The following is a 19,280-nucleotide window of genomic DNA, read 5'->3' as shown; positions in this document are numbered from 1 at the left end:
GCCTGAATTAGAAGCGGTAGTGCGAGAACGCTTTGTTGGCTTCGGCCATACGGTGTACGTCTTCACGCTTCTTGACTGCAGCACCTTTGCCTTCAGCGGCATCCAGCAGCTCGCCAGCCAGGCGCAGAGCCATGGACTTCTCGCCACGCTTACGGGCGTAGTCTACCAACCAGCGCATTGCCAGGGCGTTACGACGGGATGGACGAACTTCAACAGGAACCTGGTAAGTGGCACCGCCAACACGGCGCGACTTAACTTCGACCAGCGGAGCGATGGCGTCGAGAGCTTTCTCGAAGATTTCCAGGGGATCGCTGTTCTTGCGTTCTTTAACCTTGTCCAGTGCACCGTAAACGATACGCTCGGCAACGGCTTTTTTGCCGCTTTCCATTACGTGGTTCATGAACTTGGCGAGGATCTGGCTTCCGTATTTTGGATCGTCCAGAATCTCACGCTTGGCTGCTACACGACGTCTTGGCATTGATAAGCCCTCAAACGGTCTTCAGGTTAGCCCGGGACAGTGAACCCAAAGGGTGCGTGCCCGACCTTACTCTTATCGACTCAATAAAATTGATAACTGCAAACTGCAACAAACGACCGATTACTTCGGACGCTTGGTACCGTACTTCGAACGACCTTGGTTACGACCTTTAACACCGGAGGTATCCAGGGAGCCGCGAACGGTGTGGTAACGAACACCTGGCAAGTCTTTTACACGACCGCCACGGATCAGTACGACGCTGTGCTCTTGCAGGTTGTGGCCTTCACCGCCGATGTACGAGGAAACCTCGAAACCGTTGGTCAGACGCACACGGCATACTTTACGCAGTGCCGAGTTAGGTTTTTTCGGCGTAGTGGTGTACACACGGGTGCACACGCCACGACGTTGCGGGCAGTTCTGCAGCGCAGGAACGTCGGATTTCTCGACGATACGCTTACGCGGCTGACGTACCAGCTGGTTGATAGTTGCCATCTACTAGCTCCACTGTTGTCTTGCGACGCTATTGTCTTGCAAGAAAAGCAAAAATTGGCAGGACGGAGTCCCACCAAATTTAGGGGTACAAGAGTCTAAAGAGGATCTTGCCCCCAGTCAAGACAAGGCCCCAGCCTCCCTCCTCCAGTCATCGGCAACATTTTATGTCGTCAATGACCGGATCGGGTCAGCCGGGGCCCTGCCCTACTTTCAGTTACCGCTGGAGTTCAGCGCTTCAGTCAGTGCGGCTTCCACCTCACTGGCACTTACGCGCAGCGGCTTGTCGGCGTCACGGCGACGCTTGCGCTCGCTGTGGTAGGCCAGACCGGTACCGGCCGGGATCAGACGACCCACGACCACGTTTTCTTTCAGGCCGCGCAGGTAATCGCGCTTGCCGGTTACCGCCGCTTCGGTCAGTACGCGGGTGGTTTCCTGGAAGGAAGCCGCCGAGATGAACGATTCGGTGGACAGCGAGGCCTTGGTGATACCCAGCAGAACACGAGTGAACTTGGAGACGAACTTGTCTTCCGCGTTCAGACGCTCGTTTTCTACCAGTACGTGAGTCAGTTCCATCTGGTCGCCCTTGATGAAGCTGGAATCGCCCGACTCGGCAATCTCGACCTTGCGCAGCATCTGACGCAGGATGGTTTCGATGTGCTTGTCGTTGATCTTCACGCCTTGCAGACGGTAAACGTCCTGAATCTCGTTGACGATGTACTTGGCCAGCGCGCTTACACCCAGCAGACGCAGGATGTCGTGCGGATCGCTTGGACCGTCGGAGATAACTTCGCCGCGGTTCACTTGTTCGCCTTCGAAGACGTTCAGGTGGCGCCACTTCGGAATCAGCTCTTCGTACGGATCGCTACCGTCGTTCGGGGTGATAACCAGACGGCGTTTGCCTTTGGTCTCTTTACCGAACGCGATGGTGCCGCTGACTTCAGCCAGAATCGAGGCTTCTTTCGGACGACGGGCTTCGAACAAGTCGGCAACCCGTGGCAGACCACCGGTGATGTCACGGGTTTTCGACGTTTCTTGCGGGATACGCGCGATAACGTCACCAACACCGATTTGCGCACCGTCGGCCACGCCGACCAGGGCGTTAGCCGGCAGGAAGTACTGAGCCGGTACATCGGTACCTGGCAGCAGCAGATCCTTGCCATTAGCGTCGACCATCTTGATTGCAGGACGGATTTCCTTACCTGCAGCCGGACGGTCTTTAACGTCCAGAACTTCAATGTTGGTCAAACCAGTCAATTCGTCAGTCTGACGCTTGATGGTGATGCCTTCTTCCATGCCCACGAAGGTCACGGTACCTTTCATTTCGGTAACGATCGGGTGGGTGTGCGGGTCCCACTTGGCGACGATTGCGCCAGCGTCGACCTTGTCGCCTTCCTTGACGGAAATCACAGCACCGTACGGCAGTTTGTAACGCTCACGCTCACGACCGAATTCGTCGGCAATCGCCAACTCACCGGAACGCGATACGGCAACCAGGTTACCGTCGGCACGCTCAACCTGCTTCAGGTTGTGCAGACGTACCATACCGCCGTTCTTCACCTGGACGCTGTCGGCAGCCGAGGTCCGGCTTGCAGCACCACCGATGTGGAACGTACGCATGGTCAGCTGGGTACCCGGCTCACCGATCGACTGGGCAGCGATAACGCCGACAGCTTCACCGATGTTCACCTGGTGACCGCGAGCCAGGTCACGACCGTAGCACTTGGCGCAGATACCGTAGCGGGTTTCGCAGCTGATCGGCGAACGCACGATCACTTCGTCGATGCTGTTCAGCTCGATGAATTCAACCCACTTCTCGTCGACCAGGGTGCCGGCCGGAACGATAACGTCGTCGGTGCCCGGTTTGAACACGTCACGAGCAATAACACGGCCCAGTACACGCTCACCCAGCGGCTCTACAACGTCGCCGCCTTCAATGTGCGGCGTCATCAGCAGGCCTTGCTCGGTGCCGCAGTCGATCTCGGTAACGACCAGATCCTGGGCAACGTCAACCAGACGACGGGTCAGGTAACCGGAGTTCGCGGTTTTCAACGCGGTATCCGCAAGACCTTTACGAGCACCGTGAGTCGAGATGAAGTACTGGAGTACGCTCAGACCTTCACGGAAGTTCGCGGTGATCGGCGTCTCGATGATCGAGCCGTCCGGCTTGGCCATCAGACCACGCATACCGGCCAGCTGACGAATCTGAGCTGCCGAACCCCGGGCACCGGAGTCAGCCATCATGTACATCGAGTTGAAGGACTCTTGCTCGACTTCGTTGCCTTCGCGGTCGATGACCTTCTCTTTCGAGAGGTTGGTCATCATCGCCTTGGAAACTTCGTCGTTCGCCTTGGACCACAAGTCGATGACTTTGTTGTACTTCTCGCCCTGGGTTACCAGACCGGAGGCGTACTGGCTCTCGATCTCTTTCACTTCGTCGGTGGCAGCACCGATGATGCGGGCTTTTTCATCCGGGATAACGAAGTCGTTAACACCGATGGAAACGCCGGAGATGGTCGAGTAGGCAAAACCGGTGTACATCAGCTGGTCAGCGAAGATCACGGTCTCTTTCAGACCAACCACGCGGTAGCACTGGTTGATCAGCTTGGAGATCGCCTTTTTCTTCATTGGCTGGTTGACCACGTCGTACGACAGACCTGGTGGAACAACCTGGAACAGCAGAGCACGGCCGACAGTGGTGTCGACGATACGGGTGTTCTTGACGCTGCCGCCATCACGATCGTTGACGGTTTCGTTGATACGAACCTTGATCTTGGCGTGCAGGGCAGCTTCGCCGGCGCGGAATACGCGGTCGACTTCCTGCAGGTCAGCAAATACGCGACCTTCGCCCTTGGCGTTGATGGCTTCACGGGTCATGTAGTACAGACCCAGTACAACGTCCTGCGACGGAACGATGATTGGCTCACCGTTGGCTGGCGACAGAATGTTGTTGGTCGACATCATCAGCGCACGCGCTTCGAGCTGGGCTTCCAGCGTCAGCGGTACGTGAACGGCCATCTGGTCACCGTCGAAGTCGGCGTTGTACGCAGCACAGACCAACGGGTGCAGCTGGATAGCTTTACCTTCGATCAGTACCGGTTCAAATGCCTGGATGCCCAGACGGTGAAGGGTCGGTGCACGGTTGAGCAGTACGGGGTGTTCGCGAATCACTTCGGCGAGAACGTCCCACACCTCTGGCAGCTCGCGCTCGACCATCTTCTTGGCAGCCTTGATGGTGGTCGCCAGACCACGCATTTCCAGCTTGCCGAAAATGAACGGCTTGAACAGCTCGAGAGCCATCTTCTTCGGCAGACCGCACTGGTGCAGACGCAGGGTCGGACCTACGGTAATTACCGAACGGCCGGAGTAGTCAACACGCTTACCGAGCAAGTTCTGACGGAAACGACCTTGCTTACCCTTGATCATGTCGGCCAGGGATTTCAGAGGACGCTTGTTCGAGCCGGTGATGGCACGACCACGACGGCCGTTATCCAGCAAGGCGTCGACCGCTTCCTGCAGCATGCGCTTTTCGTTGCGCACGATGATGTCCGGCGCGGACAGGTCGAGCAGGCGCTTCAGACGGTTGTTACGGTTGATCACCCGACGATACAGATCGTTCAGGTCGGAAGTCGCAAAGCGACCGCCGTCCAGCGGAACCAATGGACGCAGATCTGGCGGCAGAACCGGCAGAACGGTCAGGACCATCCACTCAGGCAGGTTGCCCGAACCCTGGAAGGCTTCCATCAGTTTCAGACGCTTGGACAGCTTCTTGATCTTGGTTTCCGAGTTGGTCTGCGGAATCTCTTCGCGCAGGCGGCCAATCTCGTGCTCCAGGTCGATAGCGTGCAGCAGCTCGCGGACAGCCTCGGCACCCATGCGGGCGTCGAAGTCATCGCCGAACTCTTCCAGCGCTTCGAAGTACTGCTCGTCGTTGAGCAGCTGGCCTTTTTCCAGAGTGGTCATGCCCGGGTCGATAACGACATAGCTCTCGAAGTAGAGAACGCGCTCGATATCACGCAGGGTCATGTCCATCAGCAAGCCGATACGGGACGGCAGCGATTTCAGGAACCAGATGTGGGCAACTGGAGAGGCCAGTTCGATGTGCGCCATGCGCTCACGACGAACCTTGGCCAGGGCGACTTCAACGCCGCACTTCTCACAGATCACGCCACGGTGTTTCAGGCGCTTGTACTTACCGCACAGGCACTCGTAGTCCTTGACTGGGCCAAAGATCTTGGCGCAGAACAGGCCGTCACGCTCAGGCTTGAACGTACGGTAGTTGATGGTTTCCGGCTTTTTAACTTCACCGAACGACCACGAACGGATCATCTCAGGCGAGGCCAATCCGATGCGGATGGCGTCGAACTCTTCGACTTGACCCTGGTTTTTCAGCAAATTCAGTAGGTCTTTCAAGGCCTTTCCTCCTGGCGGAGCAGGGAGCGGGCTTTTCAGCCACGCTCCCGATTCGCGTCACGTGTTATTCGGTTTCCAGATCGATATCGATACCGAGCGAACGGATCTCTTTGATCAACACGTTGAAGGACTCGGGCATGCCCGGCTCCATACGGTGATCGCCGTCCACGATGTTTTTGTACATCTTGGTCCGACCGTTCACGTCGTCCGACTTCACTGTGAGCATTTCTTGCAGGGTGTATGCCGCGCCGTATGCTTCCAGCGCCCACACTTCCATCTCCCCGAAACGCTGACCACCGAACTGCGCCTTACCACCCAGCGGCTGCTGGGTAACCAGGCTGTAAGAACCAGTGGAACGCGCGTGCATCTTGTCGTCCACCAAGTGGTTCAGCTTGAGCATGTACATGTAACCAACGGTCACTGGACGCTCGAACTTGTTACCGGTACGGCCGTCGAACAGCTGCATCTGACCGCTTTCTGGCATGTCTGCCAGTTTCAGCATGGCCTTGATCTCGCTTTCCTTGGCGCCGTCGAAGACTGGAGTGGCCATTGGCACACCGCCTTTGAGGTTCTTCGCCAGATCCAGGATTTCCTGGTCGGAGAAGTCTTCCAGGCTTTCCTGACGACCACCGATCTCGTTGTAGATCTCGGTGAGGAACTTGCGCAGTTCAATGACCTTGCGCTGCTCTTCGAGCATGCGGTTGATCTTCTCGCCCAGACCTTTGGCCGCCAGGCCGAGGTGGGTTTCGAGGATCTGACCAACGTTCATACGCGATGGTACACCCAGTGGGTTGAGTACCACGTCAACCGGAGTACCGTTGGCGTCGTGCGGCATGTCTTCGACCGGCATGATCACCGAGACCACACCCTTGTTACCGTGACGACCGGCCATCTTGTCGCCCGGCTGGATGCGGCGACGGATTGCCAGGTAGACCTTGACGATCTTCAGTACGCCCGGTGCCAGGTCATCGCCCTGCTGCAGCTTGCGCTTCTTGTCTTCGAACTTGTCGTCCAGCAGACGGCGACGATCAACGATGTAGGCCTGAGCCTTCTCGAGTTGCTCGTTCAGCGCGTCTTCGGCCATACGCAGTTTGAACCACTGGCCGTGCTCCAGACCGTCCAGCACTTCGTTGGTGATCACAGTGCCTTTCTTCAGGCCTGCACCACCATCGACGACCTGGCCGTTCAGGGCAGAACGCAGACGCTCGAAGGTTGCGCCTTCAACGATACGGAACTCTTCGTTCAGGTCCTTGCGGATCTCGTCGAGCTGCATCTTCTCGATGGACAGCGCACGGCTGTCACGCTCAACGCCGTCACGGGTGAAGACCTGTACGTCGATGACAGTACCTTTGGTGCCGGTAGGCACGCGCAGGGAAGTGTCTTTAACGTCGCTGGCCTTCTCACCGAAGATCGCGCGCAGCAGCTTCTCTTCTGGCGTCAGCTGGGTTTCGCCTTTTGGCGTGACCTTGCCGACCAGAATGTCACCAGCGCCGACTTCAGCACCAACGTAAACGATACCGGCTTCGTCCAGCTTGTTCAGCGCAGCTTCACCGACGTTCGGAATGTCCGCGGTGATCTCTTCTGGGCCAAGCTTGGTGTCACGGGCCACACAGGTCAATTCCTGGATGTGGATCGTGGTGAAGCGGTCTTCCTGAACCACACGCTCGGACAGGCAGATGGAGTCTTCGAAGTTGAAGCCGTTCCACGCCATGAACGCGATACGCATGTTCTGACCCAGTGCCAGTTCACCCATATCGGTGGACGGGCCGTCGGCCATGATGTCGCTACGCTGAACCACATCACCTTTGCTCACCAGCGGACGCTGGTTGATGCAGGTGTTCTGGTTCGAACGGGTGTACTTGGTCAGGTTGTAGATGTCGACACCGGCTTCACCGGTTTCAACTTCGTCATCGGCAACGCGAACAACGATACGGCTGGCATCGACGGAATCGATCACGCCGCCACGGCGAGCCACGACGCAAACGCCGGAGTCACGGGCAACGTTACGCTCCATGCCGGTACCGACCAGCGGCTTGTCGGCACGCAGGGTTGGTACAGCCTGACGCTGCATGTTCGAACCCATCAACGCACGGTTGGCGTCGTCGTGCTCGAGGAACGGAATCAGCGACGCTGCAACCGAAACTACCTGCTTCGGCGAAACGTCCATCAGGGTGACGTCTTCCGGCGCCTTGACGGTGAATTCGTTCAGGTGGCGAACGGCTACCAGCTCGTCGATCAGTTGCTTCTTCTCGTTCATCGCGGCCGAAGCCTGGGCGATGACGTGATCAGCTTCTTCGATCGCCGACAGGAACACGATGTCGTCGGTGACAACACCCTCTTTAACCACACGGTACGGGCTTTCCAGGAAGCCGTACTGGTTGGTGCGGGCATAAGCCGCCAGGGAGTTGATCAGACCGATGTTCGGACCTTCAGGGGTCTCGATCGGGCACACACGGCCGTAGTGGGTCGGGTGTACGTCACGGACTTCGAAGCCTGCACGCTCACGGGTCAGACCACCAGGGCCGAGTGCGGAGACACGACGCTTGTGGGTGATCTCGGAGAGCGGGTTGTTCTGGTCCATGAACTGCGAGAGCTGGCTGGAGCCGAAGAACTCTTTCACCGCTGCCGCAACCGGCTTGGCGTTGATCAGGTCCTGAGGCATCAGGCCTTCGCTTTCTGCCATCGACAGACGCTCTTTGACCGCACGCTCAACACGTACCAGGCCAACGCGGAACTGGTTCTCGGCCATCTCGCCGACGCAACGAACGCGACGGTTACCGAGGTGGTCGATGTCGTCGACGATGCCTTTGCCGTTACGGATATCGACCAGGGTCTTGAGGACCTCGACGATGTCTTCCTTGCTCAGCACGCCCGAACCTTCGATCTCGGTGCGACCGATACGACGGTTGAACTTCATGCGACCAACGGCCGACAGGTCGTAACGCTCGGCGCTGAAGAACAGGTTGTTGAACAGGGTCTCAGCGGCATCCTTGGTTGGCGGCTCGCCAGGACGCATCATCCGGTAGATTTCGACCAGCGCTTCCAGCTGATTGCTGGTGGAGTCGATCTTCAGGGTATCGGAGATGAACGGACCGCAATCGATGTCGTTGGTGTACAGCGTCTCGATGCGGACAACCTGAGCCTTGGCGATCTTGATCAGCAGCTCGGTGTTCAGCTCGGTGTTGCACTCGGCCAGGATTTCGCCGGTAGCCGGGTGCACGATGGCCTTGGCGGTGGTGCGGCCCAGGACGTATTCCATAGGAACGTCGAGCTGCTTGACGCCGGCTTTTTCCAGCTGGTTGATATGACGAGCGGTAATACGACGACCTTGCTCGACAATCACCTTGCCGGCTTCGTCATGGATATCCATGACCGCAATCTCACCGCGCAGACGCTGAGGCACCAGCTCCAGGCTCAGGCTCTCGCCCGACACGTGGAATACGTTGGTGGTGTAGAAAGCGTTGAGCACTTCTTCAGTGCTGTAGCCCAGCGCGCGCAGCAGTACCGAGGCAGGCAGCTTGCGACGACGGTCGATACGGACGAATACACAGTCTTTCGGATCGAATTCGAAGTCCAGCCACGAACCGCGGTAAGGAATGATCCGCGCCGAGTACAGCAGTTTGCCAGAGCTGTGCGTTTTGCCGCGGTCGTGATCGAAGAACACGCCCGGCGAACGGTGCAGCTGGGAAACGATAACACGCTCGGTACCGTTGATTACGAAGGTACCGTTTTCAGTCATCAGGGGGATTTCACCCATGTAGACTTCTTGCTCTTTGATGTCCTTGATCGCTTTGTTCGACGATTCTTTGTCGAAAATGATCAGGCGGACTTTTACCCGCAGCGGTACCGCGTAGGTCACGCCGCGCAGTACGCATTCTTTGACATCAAAAGCCGGTTCGCCCAGACGATAGCCAACGTACTCCAGGGCAGCATTGCCGGAGTAGCTGATGATCGGGAAAACCGATTTGAAGGCCGCATGCAGGCCCACGTCGCGGAACTGATCTTTGGTCGCTCCCGCTTGCAAGAATTCACGATACGAATCCAGCTGGATGGCCAGGAGGTAAGGCACATCCATGACGTCCGGCAACTTGCTAAAGTCCTTGCGGATACGTTTTTTCTCAGTGTATGAGTAAGCCATCAGCGTTCCCCAGCTTGGTCACCTGCTTGTTTGGCTTCTCCCGACGGGAGCAGCCAGAAAATCGTGCAAACCCCATGGTTTGCGCCACCATCGTTGGTGGTTACAGCTCGTTATCGGCGCCGACCTGGTCAGCTGCCAATAACGGAAAAAGGCCGGTGGCAAGAGCCACCAGCCATCAGCCTTTCGCTTATCGCTCGGGCTGGAGACGCACAGTCGAAATTACTTCAGTTCGACGGTAGCGCCTGCTGCTTCCAGGTCAGCTTTAGCTTTGTCAGCGGCTTCTTTCGAAACGCCTTCAGCAACAACCTGAGGAGCGGTATCAACCTTTTCCTTGGCTTCTTTCAGGCCCAGGCCGGTCAGTTCACGAACAGCCTTGATCACGTTTACTTTCTTGTCGCCAGCGGCAACCAGAACAACGTTGAACTCGGTTTGCTCTTCAACAACGGCAGCGGCAGCAGCTGGGCCAGCAGCGGCAACAGCAGCGGTAACGCCGAAGGTTTCTTCCATTGCTTTGATCAGCTCAACAACTTCCAGAACGGTTTTCTGGCCGATTGCTTCGATGATTTGCTCGTTAGTCAGAGACATGACTTAAATCCTGTATTGGGGTGACAGCCTACGCAGCCATCAAATTAAACGTATGATTTCGAAAGTGCTTTCTGCGCCTTAGGCTGCAGCAGCTTCTTTCTGGTCGCGAACGGCTGCCAAAGTACGAGCCAGCTTGCTGGTAGCGCCTTGGATCACGCTCATCAGCTTCGCAATGGCCTCGTCGCGGGTCGGCAGGGAAGCCAACACGTCGATCTGGTTTGCGGCAAGGAACTTGCCGTCGAACGCAGCTGCCTTGATCTCGAACTTGCTCTGACCCTTGGCGAATTCTGCGAACAGACGGGCAGCAGCGCCCGGGTGCTCGTTGGAGAACGCGATCAGGGTAGGGCCGGTGAAGGCGTCGTTGAGGACACTGAATTCAGTGTCAGCAACAGCGCGCTTGAGCAGGGTGTTACGTACAACACGTACGTAAACGCCAGCTTCACGAGCCTCTTTACGGAGTCCGGTCATTGCGCCTACAGTCACGCCACGGGCATCAGCCACGACAGCAGACAGAGCGACTTTGGCAGCCTCGTTGACTTCAGCGACGATGGCCTTCTTGTCTTCGAGTTTAATTGCCACGGGTAAAACTCCTGCTTGTTACCGTTTCATCTGGCCGAAGCCGGATGTCGTTTTGGTGTCTGATTCGTTAAGGAACCAGGGGCACCATCTGCGTAGGCTTTTGGTTTAAGACTTGCGTCGCCTACGGTCTTGGATAGCCCCCGCCAGGCAGGGACCCCAATTTTTTCAAGCGGACGCGATTACTCGCGCCGGCTTTTGTCTTACGCGTTCAGCGAGCCTTGGTCGATGACCAGACCTGGGCCCATAGTGGTGCTCAGGGTAACGCGCTTAACGTAGATACCTTTCGAAGAAGCTGGCTTGATACGCTTCAGATCAGCGATCAGGGCTTCAACGTTTTCCTTCAGCTTGCCAGCTTCAAAGCCGACTTTGCCAACGGAGGTGTGGATGATGCCGTTTTTGTCGGTGCGATAACGAACCTGACCAGCCTTGGCGTTTTTAACCGCGGTGGCTACGTCTGGAGTTACGGTACCGACTTTCGGGTTAGGCATCAGGCCGCGAGGACCCAGAACCTGACCCAACTGACCTACAACACGCATTGCGTCCGGGGAAGCGATAACGACGTCATAGTTCAGGTCGCCGCCTTTCATTTCGGCAGCCAGATCGTCCATACCTACACGGTCAGCGCCGGCAGCCAGAGCGGCCTCAGCAGCTGGACCCTGGGTGAAGACGGCAACACGTACAGTCTTGCCAGTGCCGTGTGGCAGCACGGTAGCGCTACGAACGACCTGGTCGGATTTACGTGGGTCAACGCCGAGGTTGACAGCAACGTCGAAGGATTCGCTGAACTTCACGGTGGACAGTTCGGCCAGCAGCACTGCTGCTTCTTCGAAGTTGTAGGTTTTGCCAGCTTCGATTTTCGAAGCAATGGCCTTTTGGCGCTTGGTCAGCTTAGCCATTACACACCCTCCACGTTGAGGCCCATGCTGCGAGCGGAACCGGCGATGGTACGCACGGCCGCATCCATGTCAGCAGCGGTCAGATCAGCATTTTTGGTTTTTGCGATCTCTTCCAGCTGAGCACGGGTCACAGTACCGACTTTAACGGTGTTCGGACGTGCAGAACCGCTGGTCAGGCCAGCTGCTTTCTTCAGCAGAACCGAAGCAGGGGTGCTTTTGGTTTCGAAGGTGAAGCTGCGGTCACTGTAAACAGTGATGATCACAGGAGTCGGCAGGCCGGCTTCTTGACCCTGAGTACGGGCGTTGAAGGCCTTGCAGAATTCCATGATGTTCACACCGTGTTGACCCAGTGCAGGACCAACGGGTGGGCTTGGGTTGGCCTGGCCGGCCTTTACTTGCAGCTTGATGTAAGCCTGAATCTTCTTAGCCATGAGCTACTCCAATATCGGGTACGAACGCCAGATGGCTCCCCGGATTACTTGCGTTTTATCCCAGTGACGACAAAACCCCGCAGCACATAGGGCTGCGGGGTATGGGATGCTTTGTTCGGCTAGACCTTTTCGACCTGGCTGAACTCGAGCTCTACCGGGGTAGAGCGACCGAAAATAAGCACGGCCACTTGGATCCGGCTCTTCTCGTAGTTAACTTCTTCAACGGTACCGTTGAAATCAGCAAACGGACCATCGATAACGCGAACCACTTCACCCGGCTCGAACAGCGTTTTCGGCTTGGGCTTATCGCTGCCATCGGCAACGCGACGCAAAATGGCTTCAGCCTCTTTATCAGTGATTGGTGCAGGCTTGTCTGCAGTACCACCGATGAAGCCCATGACACGAGGGGTATCCTTGACCAAGTGCCAGGTACCTTCGTTCATGTCCATTTGCACCAGGACATAACCAGGGAAGAACTTACGTTCGCTCTTGCGCTTCTGGCCATTGCGCATCTCAACCACTTCTTCAGTGGGGACCAGAATTTCGCCGAAGCCGTCTTCCATGCCAGCCAGCTTTACGCGCTCGATCAGCGAGCGCATTACATGCTTCTCGTAACCCGAGTAAGCATGCACAACATACCAACGCTTAGCCACGGGACACCCTTAGCCAACAATCAAGGAAATCAACCAACCGAGCAGGGAGTCGAGACCCCACAGCAGCAACGCCATAACCAGAACAACCGCCACTACGATGAGCGTGGTTTGCATGGTCTCTTGACGGGTTGGCCATACGACTTTACGAATCTCGGTGCGAGCTTCCTTCACAAGCGTAAAGAACGACTTGCCCTTGGCGGTCTGCAGGGCGATAAAGCCAGCAACAGCAGCCAGAACGAGCAGTGCGAGTACGCGATACAGAATCGGCGAAGCGGAGTAATAAAGATTACCTACAACACCAACGACCACCAAAGCGACAACAGCCAGCCACTTGAGCAGATCAAAACGAGAGTCTTGGGCTTCAGCCTTGGGAGTCATCTAGGAAGATCCTGTGAAAAGAAAGCCAGACACACGAGGTGAATCTGGCAGGTCAGGAGGGAATCGAACCCCCAACCTACGGTTTTGGAGACCGTCGCTCTGCCAATTGAGCTACTGACCTAAAAGCTTATCAGGCCGGCCATTATGCCGACCTGATCGAGAGAAATCAACTACTTATTCGATAATCTTTGCTACGACGCCAGCGCCGACGGTACGACCGCCTTCACGGATAGCGAAACGCAGACCATCTTCCATTGCGATGGTTTTGATCAGAGTGACAGTCATCTGGATGTTGTCACCTGGCATTACCATTTCAACACCTTCTGGCAGCTCGCAGTTACCGGTCACGTCAGTAGTACGGAAGTAGAACTGTGGACGGTAGCCTTTGAAGAACGGAGTATGACGGCCGCCCTCCTCTTTGCTCAGAACGTAAACTTCTGCGGTGAACTTGGTGTGCGGCTTAACCGAACCTGGCTTGACCAGAACCTGACCACGCTCAACGTCGTCACGCTTGGTGCCACGCAGCAGAACGCCGCAGTTCTCGCCAGCACGACCTTCGTCCAGCAGCTTGCGGAACATCTCAACACCGGTGCAGGTGGTGGTGGTGGTGTCACGCAGACCAACGATTTCCAGGGCATCTTGAACGCGGACGATACCACGCTCGATACGACCGGTAACAACGGTACCACGACCCGAGATCGAGAATACGTCTTCGATTGGCATCAGGAACGGCTTGTCGATAGCACGCTCAGGCTCTGGGATGTAGCTATCCAGAGTCTCAACCAGCTTCTTGACAGCGGTGGTGCCCATTTCGTTGTCGTCTTTGCCTTCCAGCGCCATACGAGCCGAACCGATGATGATCGGGGTGTCGTCGCCTGGGAAGTCATAGGTGGACAGCAGGTCGCGAACCTCCATCTCGACCAGTTCCAGCAGCTCAGCGTCGTCTACCAGGTCAGCCTTGTTCAGGAAGACCACGATGTACGGAACGCCAACCTGACGGGACAGCAGGATGTGCTCACGGGTTTGCGGCATCGGACCATCGGCGGCCGAGCAAACCAGGATCGCGCCGTCCATCTGGGCAGCACCGGTGATCATGTTCTTCACGTAGTCAGCGTGACCTGGGCAGTCAACGTGAGCGTAGTGACGAATGTTCGAGTTGTACTCGACATGAGCAGTGTTAATGGTAATACCGCGAGCTTTCTCTTCTGGAGCGCTGTCGATCTTGTCGAATTCGACGACGGCCGAACCGAAAACTTCGGAGCAAACGCGAGTCAGCGCTGCGGTCAGCGTGGTCTTGCCATGGTCAACGTGACCAATGGTGCCGACGTTCACGTGCGGCAGACTACGATCGAACTTTTCCTTAGCCATCGAGACAATCCTCAGCAAGAAGAAATAAGCAAGTTAATACGACCATTAAAACAAAGGCAGATATTTTCATATCTGCCTTGTTATATGGAGCTCTTGAGCGGATTTGAACCGCTGACCTCACCCTTACCAAGGGTGTGCTCTACCAACTGAGCTACAAGAGCGTAACACTATGCAACAACCGCAAAACTTGGAGCGGGTAGCGGGAATCGAACCCGCATCATCAGCTTGGAAGGCTGAGGTTCTACCACTAAACTATACCCGCGGAGCTTGCAGCTCTCGCTAAAATGGTGGAGGGGGAAGGATTCGAACCTTCGAAGTCGTAGACGTCAGATTTACAGTCTGATCCCTTTGGCCGCTCGGGAACCCCTCCTGAGCTGGGCGGCATTTTCAACTCTTGCCGTCCTGCTGTCAAGCTTTTTCTCATTAAAATCTTGAGGTTAGCTAATTTGACAGCTGCTTCTCAGTGTTGCCACTTAGTGGTCATCCCTGTGAAGCGGGCGCCATTCTATCAAGCTATTCGCCAGTTGCAATACCCCTGCACAACATTATTTTATGTTTTAAGTCGTTGAAATCATGGGAAAGTGTTCCGAGCAGGGTTTGGTCCAGCAAACGCTGGCTCTGGGGCGCTATCTGCAGCCACAGGCCGGTCGCATCTCCGAGGCGACCAACCACCGGAATCGCAGCCACATCCAAGCTAAGCAGGCGTTGGCGCAAGGCATCGAGCTGTTCCTGAGTGTTCAGGCCACCGACATAAAGGCATTCCTGACCACGCTCGGTAGCTTGCTTACCCGGATGAGACTCGCTCAACAGACGAATATCCTGCTGATTACCCTTGTACAGCGATAGCGGTGCGACCTCCTTGACCTTCAAGGGCGCTTCCTGCTGATGCCAGACGTAATAGACGCCATTAAGCACCACCAGCAACAGAAACAACCAACGCATAGTCACCTCAATCCAGAGGACAGGCCATGGCCAGGCCTACAAATACCAGGTCCGGCACCACTCGCGCATTCGGCGCAGCCTCTTGCACCAGGGGCGCATCCCCTCCGGTCAGCAATACGGTGAAATTTTCACCCCACAAGGCTTGTGCATGATCGAGCTGGGAACGAACGAAACCTTGGAGCATGTGCACACAGCCGCGCTCAACCGCCTCTACTGTTGAGCGCCCGGGCGCCATACTCGACAAAGCGCGCTCGGCCGACGCATCGTCATAACGGATACGACGGGTATGGGTGCGCAACTGGCTGCGCATCAACGGCATGCCAGGACAGATGAAGCCGCCCAGGTGCTCGCCATCCGCAGCAACGAAGTCCGCCTTGGCCGCAGTACCAAAATCCATGACCAGGCACGCGCCCTTGGCCAACCGATAAGCCCCCAGCACTGCAAGCCAGCGGTCCAGACCTAAACGCTCGAAGTCTTCATAACCATTGCGCACACCTCCCACTTCCTGAGCGGGCTGCGCCACCAGTACGTCAAACCCGAAGCGTTGGGCCAATAACGCCGATAGCGCTGTAGTTTCTTCTTCACTGCGCACGCTGACCAGACGGCCACGCTGAGGTGGCAGGGGCAACGCCGCGACTGCTGCCAGCAATGCCTGATCGGAGTCGACCACACCACCAGCAACGATAGATGCATCGGCGCTACGGATTACGCGCCATTTGATAAAGCTATTACCGCAATCGAGCTCAAGAATCATCACGCAGCCTCAAACTGAGCTCACCACCACTGAAGCTCTTCTCTACGCCATCGACCTCAAGGCGCAATGCGCCCTGGCCGTCGATACCCAATACCACACCGTCGATCTTGTTGACTCCGGCAATCAAGGACACCGCCCTCCCCTGCCAAAGGTGCGCCTGCTCCCACTCATGCTGGAATGCGGCGAAACCGGCCTGCCGATGCCGCTCAAGGTCGAGCTGCAGATTGTGGTTGAGCCTGGCGACCAACAGATTGCGATCGATGGCCGCGCCCGTCTCGCGACGCACAGAGGTCCATTGCTGATCGACCTCAGTCGTAGCCTGCATGTTCACATTGATGCCAATACCCAATACCACGTGGCAGACATCAGCGGGATCGCCAACCAACTCCAGCAGGATACCGGCAATCTTTTGATTATTGACCAGAACGTCGTTCGGCCACTTCAAGCCTGCATCAGCCACACCGAAAGACTGCAGCGTACGCATGACCGCAAGCCCCACCACCAGGCTCAAACCCTCAAGCTGACGCATGCCGCCTTCAATACGCAGCACCAGGCTGTAATAGAGGTTCTCGGCAAAGGGACTGACCCACTGACGCCCACGCCGCCCGCGTCCTGCTGTCTGACGCTCGGCCAGCACCAGAAAGGGGGCAGCCTGACCTTCGGTGATAGCGCGTAAAGCCTGGGCATTGGTGGAATCAATAGAGTCGAATATCAGCGCAGGCCAGTACTCACCCTGCGAGCGCTCAGCAATAGCCGATTCCTCTAGCAGGAACAGCGGTGCGGCCAACTGATAGCCGCGGCCACGCACTTTATGAATGGGCAGATTCAACTCGGCCTCGAGGTGCTGTAACTGTTTCCAGACAGCACTACGACTTACGCCAAGGGCGACCCCCAGGTCCTGCCCGGAATGGAACCGGCCATCCTTGAGGAGCTTCAACAACTTCAGCATGCCAATCTCGACTCGTAATGAGGCTGGCATGATAGCTATGCAGGTAGGGATTGCATAGAAAACTGATGGGTTTCAGGCGCCTGAAGAGGCATCTAGCACGGGAGTGGGCCGGAAAAGACAAAACCCCTACCTGCATACGCAGATAGGGGTTTCGGAATTTAATCTTGACGATGACCTACTCTCACATGGGGAAACCCCACACTACCATCGGCGATGCATCGTTTCACTGCTGAGTTCGGGATGGGATCAGGTGGTTCCAATGCTCTATGGTCGTCAAGAAATTCTGTTGCCAGAAGGTCTTGTTAGACACTCCAGCGAATTGGGTATGTGATGATTGTGAGTCGCAAACTTTCGGTTCGTTTCGTCTTCACAACACCGCAATCTGGCCTTTCGACGCAAATTGCTTGGGTGTTATATGGTCAAGCCTCACGGGCAATTAGTATTGGTTAGCTCAACGCCTCACAGCGCTTACACACCCAACCTATCAACGTCGTAGTCTTCGACGGCCCTTCAGGGAGCTCAAGGCTCCAGTGAGATCTCATCTTGAGGCAAGTTTCCCGCTTAGATGCTTTCAGCGGTTATCTCTCCCGAACATAGCTACCCGGCAATGCCACTGGCGTGACAACCGGAACACCAGAGGTTCGTCCACTCCGGTCCTCTCGTACTAGGAGCAGCCCCTCTCAAATCTCAAACGTCCACGGCAGATAGGGACCGAACTGTCTCACGACGTTCTAAACCCAGCTCGCGTACCACTTTAAATGGCGAACAGCCATACCCTTGGGACCGGCTTCAGCCCCAGGATGTGATGAGCCGACATCGAGGTGCCAAACACCGCCGTCGATATGAACTCTTGGGCGGTATCAGCCTGTTATCCCCGGAGTACCTTTTATCCGTTGAGCGATGGCCCTTCCATACAGAACCACCGGATCACTAAGACCTACTTTCGTACCTGCTCGACGTGTCTGTCTCGCAGTCAAGCGCGCTTTTGCCTTTATACTCTACGACCGATTTCCGACCGGTCTGAGCGCACCTTCGTACTCCTCCGTTACTCTTTAGGAGGAGACCGCCCCAGTCAAACTACCCACCATACACTGTCCTCGATCCGGATAACGGACCTGAGTTAGAACCTCAAAGTTGCCAGGGTGGTATTTCAAGGATGGCTCCACGCGAACTGGCGTCCACGCTTCAAAGCCTCCCACCTATCCTACACAAGCAAATTCAAAGTCCAGTGCAAAGCTATAGTAAAGGTTCACGGGGTCTTTCCGTCTAGCCGCGGATACACTGCATCTTCACAGCGATTTCAATTTCACTGAGTCTCGGGTGGAGACAGCGCCGCCATCGTTACGCCATTCGTGCAGGTCGGAACTTACCCGACAAGGAATTTCGCTACCTTAGGACCGTTATAGTTACGGCCGCCGTTTACCGGGGCTTCGATCAAGAGCTTCGCGTTAGCTAACCCCATCAATTAACCTTCCGGCACCGGGCAGGCGTCACACCCTATACGTCCACTTTCGTGTTTGCAGAGTGCTGTGTTTTTAATAAACAGTCGCAGCGGCCTGGTATCTTCGACCGGCATGAGCTTACGGAGCAAGTCCTTCACCCTCACCGGCGCACCTTCTCCCGAAGTTACGGTGCCATTTTGCCTAGTTCCTTCACCCGAGTTCTCTCAAGCGCCTTGGTATTCTCTACCCAACCACCTGTGTCGGTTTGGGGTACGGTTCCTAGTTATCTGAAGCTTAGAAGCTTTTCTTGGAAGCATGGCATCAACCACTTCGTCGCCTAAAGGCAACTCGTCATCAGCTCTCGGCCTTAAGATCCCGGATTTACCTAAGATCTCAGCCTACCACCTTAAACTTGGACAACCAACGCCAAGCTGGCCTAGCCTTCTCCGTCCCTCCATCGCAATAACTAGAAGTACAGGAATATTAACCTGTTTTCCATCGACTACGCTTTTCAGCCTCGCCTTAGGGACCGACTAACCCTGCGTCGATTAACGTTGCGCAGGAAACCTTGGTCTTTCGGCGTGGGAGTTTTTCACTCCCATTGTCGTTACTCATGTCAGCATTCGCACTTCTGATACCTCCAGCAAGCTTCTCAACTCACCTTCACAGGCTTACAGAACGCTCCTCTACCGCGTCACCTAAGTGACACCCGTAGCTTCGGTGCATGGTTTGAGCCCCGTTACATCTTCCGCGCAGGCCGACTCGACTAGTGAGCTATTACGCTT

The 19,280-nt window shown here is 56.2% G+C and carries 14 protein-coding genes, 4 tRNA genes and 2 rRNA genes (1 of these 20 running past the window's edge); all 20 read right to left on the bottom strand.

The window, feature by feature from the left end; genetic code table 11:
- Positions 1-7: 7 nt before the first annotated feature.
- On the bottom strand, positions 8-478 hold the full coding sequence (rpsG, locus tag ACVI9W_RS14985) for a 30S ribosomal protein S7 (protein ID WP_008089143.1): 471 nt from the start codon (positions 476-478) through the stop codon (positions 8-10).
- Positions 479-598: 120 nt separating this feature from the next.
- Positions 599-970 carry a 30S ribosomal protein S12 gene (gene rpsL / locus ACVI9W_RS14980; RefSeq protein ID WP_003186084.1) on the bottom strand — a complete coding sequence of 124 codons (372 nt, stop codon included), beginning with the start codon at positions 968-970 and terminating at the stop codon, positions 599-601.
- Positions 971-1,180: 210 nt separating this feature from the next.
- Positions 1,181-5,380 (bottom strand): DNA-directed RNA polymerase subunit beta', encoded by a 4,200-nt coding sequence (rpoC, locus tag ACVI9W_RS14975; protein WP_400171206.1) that lies wholly within the window; start codon positions 5,378-5,380, stop codon positions 1,181-1,183.
- Between the two features lie 64 nt (positions 5,381-5,444).
- Positions 5,445-9,518, bottom strand: coding sequence for a DNA-directed RNA polymerase subunit beta (gene rpoB, locus ACVI9W_RS14970; RefSeq protein WP_461530404.1), 4,074 nt, complete (start codon positions 9,516-9,518; stop codon positions 5,445-5,447).
- A gap of 219 nt (positions 9,519-9,737) precedes the next feature.
- Positions 9,738-10,103, bottom strand: a complete 366-nt coding sequence (gene rplL, locus ACVI9W_RS14965) for a 50S ribosomal protein L7/L12 (protein ID WP_043861936.1) — start codon at positions 10,101-10,103, stop codon at positions 9,738-9,740.
- A 78-nt stretch (positions 10,104-10,181) separates the two neighbouring features.
- Complete coding sequence (gene rplJ / locus ACVI9W_RS14960) at positions 10,182-10,682, bottom strand: 50S ribosomal protein L10 (RefSeq protein WP_045190247.1); 501 nt, start codon at positions 10,680-10,682, stop codon at positions 10,182-10,184.
- A gap of 200 nt (positions 10,683-10,882) precedes the next feature.
- Positions 10,883-11,578: a 50S ribosomal protein L1 gene (rplA, locus tag ACVI9W_RS14955; protein ID WP_461530403.1), complete on the bottom strand. Its 696-nt coding sequence runs from the start codon at positions 11,576-11,578 to the stop codon at positions 10,883-10,885.
- Positions 11,578-12,009: a 50S ribosomal protein L11 gene (rplK, locus tag ACVI9W_RS14950; RefSeq protein ID WP_010220295.1), complete on the bottom strand. Its 432-nt coding sequence runs from the start codon at positions 12,007-12,009 to the stop codon at positions 11,578-11,580. The genes rplA and rplK overlap by 1 nt, the downstream gene beginning before the upstream one ends.
- 119 nt (positions 12,010-12,128) lie before the next feature.
- Positions 12,129-12,662 carry a transcription termination/antitermination protein NusG gene (gene nusG, locus ACVI9W_RS14945; protein ID WP_010220294.1) on the bottom strand — a complete coding sequence of 178 codons (534 nt, stop codon included), beginning with the start codon at positions 12,660-12,662 and terminating at the stop codon, positions 12,129-12,131.
- Between the two features lie 9 nt (positions 12,663-12,671).
- On the bottom strand, positions 12,672-13,040 hold the full coding sequence (gene secE / locus ACVI9W_RS14940) for a preprotein translocase subunit SecE (protein WP_038606143.1): 369 nt from the start codon (positions 13,038-13,040) through the stop codon (positions 12,672-12,674).
- A gap of 45 nt (positions 13,041-13,085) precedes the next feature.
- Positions 13,086-13,161 (bottom strand) — tRNA-Trp (locus tag ACVI9W_RS14935).
- 53 nt (positions 13,162-13,214) lie between these two features.
- Positions 13,215-14,408, bottom strand: a complete 1,194-nt coding sequence (gene tuf / locus ACVI9W_RS14930; RefSeq protein ID WP_010220303.1) for an elongation factor Tu — start codon at positions 14,406-14,408, stop codon at positions 13,215-13,217.
- Between the two features lie 85 nt (positions 14,409-14,493).
- Positions 14,494-14,569, bottom strand: a tRNA-Thr gene (locus ACVI9W_RS14925).
- A gap of 27 nt (positions 14,570-14,596) precedes the next feature.
- Positions 14,597-14,670, bottom strand: a tRNA-Gly gene (locus ACVI9W_RS14920).
- A gap of 23 nt (positions 14,671-14,693) precedes the next feature.
- Positions 14,694-14,778: transfer RNA gene (locus tag ACVI9W_RS14915), tRNA-Tyr, on the bottom strand.
- 143 nt (positions 14,779-14,921) lie between these two features.
- The gene (locus ACVI9W_RS14910; protein WP_461530402.1) at positions 14,922-15,350 is read right to left on the bottom strand and encodes a hypothetical protein; all 429 of its coding nucleotides are present in this window, start codon (positions 15,348-15,350) and stop codon (positions 14,922-14,924) included.
- 7 nt (positions 15,351-15,357) lie between these two features.
- Positions 15,358-16,104: a pantothenate kinase gene (locus ACVI9W_RS14905; RefSeq protein WP_461530401.1), complete on the bottom strand. Its 747-nt coding sequence runs from the start codon at positions 16,102-16,104 to the stop codon at positions 15,358-15,360.
- Entirely contained in the window at positions 16,094-17,053 is a 960-nt protein-coding gene (gene birA, locus ACVI9W_RS14900; RefSeq protein ID WP_461530400.1) for a bifunctional biotin--[acetyl-CoA-carboxylase] ligase/biotin operon repressor BirA, read from the bottom strand. Before birA ends, ACVI9W_RS14905 begins: the two co-directional genes overlap by 11 nt.
- A 162-nt stretch (positions 17,054-17,215) precedes the next feature.
- Positions 17,216-17,331 (bottom strand): 5S ribosomal RNA (gene rrf, locus ACVI9W_RS14895).
- A 137-nt stretch (positions 17,332-17,468) separates the two neighbouring features.
- Positions 17,469-19,280 (bottom strand): 23S ribosomal RNA (locus tag ACVI9W_RS14890); it runs 1,078 nt beyond the window's last position.

The sequence above is a fragment of the Pseudomonas sp. 210_17 TE3656 genome (assembly GCF_054821965.1).
Note: the sequence above shows the minus strand (reverse complement) of the source record. Positions and strands in the feature narration are given on the sequence as shown.

What these genes read in the sequence shown, in the direction of transcription:
- rpsG (WP_008089143.1), bottom strand. Translation starts at nt 478, where the DNA reads ATGCCAAGACGTCGTGTAGCAGCCAAGCGTGAGATTCTGGACGATCCA.
- rpsL (WP_003186084.1), bottom strand. Translation starts at nt 970, where the DNA reads ATGGCAACTATCAACCAGCTGGTACGTCAGCCGCGTAAGCGTATCGTC.
- rpoB (WP_461530404.1), bottom strand. Translation starts at nt 9,518, where the DNA reads ATGGCTTACTCATACACTGAGAAAAAACGTATCCGCAAGGACTTTAGC.
- rplL (WP_043861936.1), bottom strand. Translation starts at nt 10,103, where the DNA reads ATGTCTCTGACTAACGAGCAAATCATCGAAGCAATCGGCCAGAAAACC.
- rplA (WP_461530403.1), bottom strand. Translation starts at nt 11,578, where the DNA reads ATGGCTAAGCTGACCAAGCGCCAAAAGGCCATTGCTTCGAAAATCGAA.
- rplK (WP_010220295.1), bottom strand. Translation starts at nt 12,009, where the DNA reads ATGGCTAAGAAGATTCAGGCTTACATCAAGCTGCAAGTAAAGGCCGGC.
- secE (WP_038606143.1), bottom strand. Translation starts at nt 13,040, where the DNA reads ATGACTCCCAAGGCTGAAGCCCAAGACTCTCGTTTTGATCTGCTCAAG.
- tuf (WP_010220303.1), bottom strand. Translation starts at nt 14,408, where the DNA reads ATGGCTAAGGAAAAGTTCGATCGTAGTCTGCCGCACGTGAACGTCGGC.
- ACVI9W_RS14910 (WP_461530402.1), bottom strand. Translation starts at nt 15,350, where the DNA reads ATGCGTTGGTTGTTTCTGTTGCTGGTGGTGCTTAATGGCGTCTATTAC.
- ACVI9W_RS14905 (WP_461530401.1), bottom strand. Translation starts at nt 16,104, where the DNA reads ATGATTCTTGAGCTCGATTGCGGTAATAGCTTTATCAAATGGCGCGTA.
- birA (WP_461530400.1), bottom strand. Translation starts at nt 17,053, where the DNA reads ATGCTGAAGTTGTTGAAGCTCCTCAAGGATGGCCGGTTCCATTCCGGG.